The organism is Streptomyces sp., assembly GCF_031178505.1.
Taxonomy (GTDB): domain Bacteria; phylum Actinomycetota; class Actinomycetes; order Streptomycetales; family Streptomycetaceae; genus Streptomyces; species Streptomyces gulbargensis.
Window position 1 is genome coordinate 1 of the sequence record NZ_JAPSIW010000520.1, and the last position, 5151, is coordinate 5151.

Annotated in this window: 2 protein-coding genes; both read left to right on the forward strand. The window is 73.8% G+C overall.

The window, feature by feature from the left end:
• Positions 1-724 precede the first annotated feature (724 nt).
• Positions 725-3481, forward strand: a complete 2757-nt coding sequence (locus RIF68_RS26755; RefSeq protein WP_309053863.1) for an EAL domain-containing protein — start codon at positions 725-727, stop codon at positions 3479-3481.
• Between the two features lie 228 nt (positions 3482-3709).
• A partial coding sequence (locus tag RIF68_RS26760; protein WP_309053864.1) for an acetolactate synthase large subunit occupies positions 3710-5151 on the forward strand: 1442 nt, incomplete at its 3' end.

Here is a 5151-nt window from a genome sequence, read left to right on the forward strand (position 1 = left end):
CCACCCCGGGGAACTCCTCCCCGGGACGCCGCCCTTCGCCGCCGGTCCCGCCACCGGCACCGCGGCTCCCGTTCTCCCGCCCGCCGGACCGACCGCCGGCGCGGCCCCTGGGGCAGACCCCGGGCGAGCCGCGGAGCCGCACCCGGAACGCGGCCTCGGAGCACGCACCGGAGGGATCCGGCCGGCCCTCGAGGCGGCTCCGGGCCCTGGACCCGGCACGGACCTCGTGCCGGTGCCCGGGCCGGCCCTGCGGCCACCGCCCGGCGGTGCCTCCGGCCCGGCGCGGGACGCCGGGGCCGGTGCCGCACCGGGGCCGGACGCGTCTCGCCGTACCGGTGCCGCACCGGAACCGGACCCGCCCCGTCGTGCCGATGTCGTACCGGGGCCGGGCGGCGCGCCCCACCGCGCCGGCGGCCACGCTCCCGGTGGTGGTGACGAGCCGCCCGTGTACCCGCATCACCGGTCCGGGCGCGGCGCACGGGTGCCGGAGGCCGCGGTGAGCGCGCCCGGGGCGCTCGTCGGGCGCGGGGCGGCCGGTGGTGACCACGGCCCGGGCCGCCCGGCGCACGGGGAAGCCGGAACCGCCCCGCCGGACCACAGGCACCTTCCCCGGGGCGGCCGCGCGCGCCCAGGGCCTCCCCGCCCGGGGCCGGCGCCCGCGCACGCGCGGTCCGGCCCGTGGCGCCCCCTGCCGGGCGCGGGGCACCCCGAGCCGGGCCGCCCGGTGACGGGCGGGCTCGTCGCCCAGGTCACCCTCGGCCTCGTGTGCGCCGCCTACACCACCGGCGCCGCACTCGGCTGGGGCTCGCGCCGACTCGCGTACATCATGGGGGACTTCGGCCTGAGCGCCGCCGCGCTCGTCGCCGCCGTCTCCTGCTTCCTCTACGCCCGCGGCCACCGCGGCGGCTCCCGCCCCGCCTGGCTCCTCTTCGCCTTCTCCTCCCTCATGGCCGCCTCCGGCAACGCCGTCTGGGGGTGGTACGAGGTCGTCCTCGGCCAGGAGGTCCCCGAGTCCTCCGTCGCCGACCTCTTCTTCCTGCTCTTCGCGCCACCCGCCATCGTGGGCCTCCTCGTCCTCGCCAAGAAGCCCGTCACCCGGGCCGGCTGGGTCTGCCTCGGGCTCGACGCCTGGCTCATCGGCGGCTCGCTCCTGACCCTCTCCTGGAGCCTCGCCCTCGCGCACACGGCCCACTTCCAGGGCGAGCCGGTGTGGCAGGCCGCACTGTCCCTGGCGTACCCGCTGCTCGACATCGCCCTCGTCAGCATGGTCCTGGCCCTGCACTTCCGACGCTCGCCGGCGAACCGCTCGGCGACCAACACGGCCATCGCGGCCCTCGCGCTGACCGTCCTGTGCGACGCGATGTTCACCTCGCCCCTGCTCCGCGAGAGCTACGCCTCGGGCCAGCTGCTCGACGCCGGCTGGTTCGCCGGCTCCCTGCTGCTCGCCTACGCCCCCTGGGGGGTGCGCCGCCATCCGGACGGCGGGGCCGCCGCGCGCGGCCAGCGGCTCCAGAGCCGGCCCGTCGCGGGCTCGCTCGCCGCCCTCACCCCGTACCTCGCCGCCGCCGTCTGCACCCTCGGCATCCTGTACAACGTGGTCGAAGGACGACGGGTGGACCGCGTCGTCGTCCTCACCGGCTGCACCGTCGTGCTGGCCCTCGTCGTACGGCAGGGCATCATGCTCCTCGACAACATCGCCCTCACCCAGGAGCTGGCCCACAAGGAGAACCACTTCCGGTCCCTCGTGCAGGGCTCCAGCGACGTCATCATGATCGCCGCCCCGAGCGGCATCCTCCGCTACGTCAGTCCGGCCGCCTCCGGGGTGTACGGGCGGGACGCCGAGGAGCTCATCGGCACCGAACTCGCCGCGCTCATCCATCCCGAGGATCTCGGCGGCGTCGTCCACGAGGTGCGGCGCTTCCTCGCCGCCTCCCCGGCGGAGGAGCCCACCACCCGGATCGAGTGCCGCTTCCGTTCCGGCCGCGGCGACTGGCTCAACGTCGAGTCCACCGTCAACCGCCACTCCGGCGGTCTGCTCTTCAACAGCCGGGACGTCACCGAACGCGTCCGGCTCCAGGCCCAGTTGCAGCACAACGCCGAGCACGACCCGCTCACCGACCTGCCCAACCGCGCCCTGTTCACCCGGCGGGTCCGGCAGGCACTCGGCGGCCGCCGCTCCTCCGACCCCGGCACCGCCGTCCTCTTCATCGACCTCGACGGCTTCAAGGCGGTCAACGACCGCCTCGGCCACCAGGCCGGCGACGACCTCCTCGTGCAGGCCGCCCGCCGCCTCCAGGAGTCCGTACGGGCCGGGGACACCGCCGCCCGCCTCGGCGGCGACGAGTTCGCCGCCCTCATCCTCGGCGACGGCACCCGCGACCGGGACGCCCGCGAGAGCCAGGTCCACGAGATCGCCGACCGGCTCCGGCTCACCCTCTCCCAGCCGTACCGCGTCGACAGCGGCGACGAGGTGCGGGTCGCCGCCTCCATCGGCGTCGCCTTCGCCGAGCCCGGCCTGAGCGCCGGGGACCTCCTGCGCAACGCCGACCTCGCCATGTACCGCGCCAAGGCCGGCGGCAAGGACCGCGTGGAGCTGTACCGGCCGCACATGCAGGCCGAGGTCGTCCGCAGGTCGGAACTGGCCGCCCGGCTGCGCACCGCGCTCGACGACGGCGAGTTCGCGCTGCTCCACCAGCCGGTCGTGGACCTCACCACCGGCCGGGTCTCCGCCGTGAGCGCCCAGGCCCGATGGCGCTCCTCCCAGGGCATCCTCTTCACGCCCGCCGAGTACCTCCGGGTCACCGACGACGGCGCGCGCACCGCCGAGCTCGGCCGCTGGCTCCTCGAGGAGGCCGTGGAGCAGGCCGCCGAACGGGCGGGAATCGGCCACCGTGCGCCCGTCTCCATCCGGCTCTCCGCGAGCCGCCTCCTCGACCGCTCGCTGCCCCTGGGGTCCGTCGAGTCGCTGCTCACCCGGCACGGCCTGCCCTCCGGTTCGCTGATCATCGAACTGGACAACAGCGACCCCGGCGTCCCGCTCGACGAGCTGGAACAGCGGCTCGTCACCCTGCGCCGCCTCGGTGTGCGGATCGCGCTCGACGGATTCGGCAGCGGACATGTGGCGATCAACGCCCTCCGCAGGCTTCCCGTCGACATACTGAAGCTGGACCGGAGCCTCGTCGAGGGCGTGGTCGAGTCCGCCCGGCTGCGCAAGATCACCAGCGGGGTGCTCCGCATCGCCCGCGACCTCGGGCTCCAGACCGTCGCCGAGGGCGTCGACGTACCGGAGCAGGTCCTGGCCCTGCGTGCCATGGGCTGCACCCATGCGCAGGGCATGGCCTTCGCGGGCCCGCTGGACGAGTACCGGCTGCGCCGGGCACTCGTCAGGGGGGAGTACCCGCTGCCCGGGACGGTCACCGTTCCTGTCGGAAACCGTCCCCCGATCCGCTCAAATAATGAGACGCCTGTCCCACCCACTTGACAGTGGTGAGGGGTGAGCGGGAGGGTCAGTGCCATGCGCACCCGAATTCTCGTACTTGGACAGCGCGTCGGCTGAGGCAGGCCCGGACAAAGGCCCGCCTGAAACGCACCCGACGCGCTCCCCTCGCTTGCCTCCCGGCACGAGGGGTTTTTTGTTGCACCGGCTCACGCCGAAGTCGACGCGAAACCCCGCAAAACACCTCGCACAAACCCTCTGCTTCGAGAAGAGATGCTGATGACCGAGCAGGCCACCGGGCACCATCCGCAGCCGCGGCCCCGTAGCGGCGGCCAGACCGCCTCCACCGTCGAGCACGTCACGGGTGCGCAGTCCCTCATCCGTTCTCTCGAGGAAGTGGGCGCCGACACCGTCTTCGGCATCCCCGGCGGCGCGATCCTTCCGGCCTACGACCCGATGATGGACTCGCAGCGGGTGCGCCACATCCTGGTCCGCCACGAGCAGGGCGCCGGCCACGCGGCCACCGGCTACGCCCAGGCCACCGGCAAGGTCGGCGTCTGCATGGCGACCTCCGGCCCCGGCGCGACCAACCTGGTCACGCCCATCGCCGACGCCCACATGGACTCCGTCCCGCTGGTGGCGATCACCGGCCAGGTCGCCTCCAAGGCCATCGGCACGGACGCCTTCCAGGAGGCGGACATCTGCGGCATCACCATGCCGATCACCAAGCACAACTTCCTGGTCACCAAGGCCGAGGACATCCCGCGGACCATCGCCGAGGCCTTCCACATCGCCTCCACCGGCCGCCCCGGACCGGTCCTGGTCGACATCGCCAAGGACGCCCTCCAGGCGAAGACCACGTTCAGCTGGCCGCCGCAGACCGACCTGCCGGGCTACCGCCCGGTGACCAAGCCGCACGCCAAGCAGATCCGCGAGGCCGCCAAGCTGATCACCGCCGCCAGGCGGCCCGTCCTCTACGTCGGCGGCGGCGTGATCAAGTCCGGTGCCACCGCCGAGCTGAAGGTCCTGGCCGAGCTGACCGGCGCCCCCGTCACCACCACCCTGATGGCCCTCGGCGCCTTCCCCGACAGCCACCCGCTGCACGTCGGCATGCCCGGCATGCACGGCGCGGTCACGGCCGTCACCGCGCTCCAGAAGGCCGATCTGATCGTCGCCCTCGGCGCCCGCTTCGACGACCGCGTCACCGGCAAGCTCGACAGCTTCGCCCCGTACGCCAAGATCGTCCACGCGGACATCGACCCGGCCGAGATCGGCAAGAACCGCGTCGCCGACGTCCCGATCGTCGGTGACGCCCGCGAGGTCATCGCGGACCTGGTCCAGGCCGTCCAGGCCGAGTACAGCGAGGGCAACAAGGGCGACTACACCGCCTGGTGGAGCGACCTCAACCGCTGGCGCGAGACGTACCCGCTCGGCTACGACCTGCCGGAGGACGGCAGCCTCTCCCCGCAGCAGGTCATCCAGCGCATCGGCAGGCTCGCCCCCGAGGGCACGATCTTCGCCGCCGGCGTCGGCCAGCACCAGATGTGGGCCGCCCACTTCATCGACTACGAGCAGCCCGCCACCTGGCTCAACTCCGGCGGCGCCGGAACCATGGGCTACGCGGTCCCCGCCGCCATGGGCGCCAAGGCCGGCATGCCCGAGCGCACGGTCTGGGCGATCGACGGCGACGGCTGCTTCCAGATGACCAATCAGGA